Here is a 215-nt window from a genome sequence, read left to right on the forward strand (position 1 = left end):
GCTTGGTCACTGTCTTCAAACAGGGTGTTCTCTACCGTTGCCCCGTGGATCGCACAGAGCAGCGCACCACCGAGAATCCCTGCAACACCCATCATGTGGAAGGGGTTGAGCGTCCAGTTGTGGAAACCTTGTAAGAACAGAATGAAACGGAAGATACCAGCGACACCAAAGCTGGGGGCAAAGAACCAGCTAGACTGACCCAAGGGGTACATCAG

The 215-nt window shown here is 54.0% G+C and carries 1 pseudogene; it reads right to left on the minus strand.

From position 1 onward, the window contains the following. A pseudogene (locus AACT35_RS12540) lies at positions 1-215 on the minus strand (photosystem II D2 protein (photosystem q(a) protein)); the annotation flags it as partial.

The sequence above is a fragment of the Synechococcus sp. BDU 130192 genome (genome assembly GCF_963876085.1).
Classification (GTDB): Bacteria; Cyanobacteriota; Cyanobacteriia; order Cyanobacteriales; family MRBY01; genus MRBY01.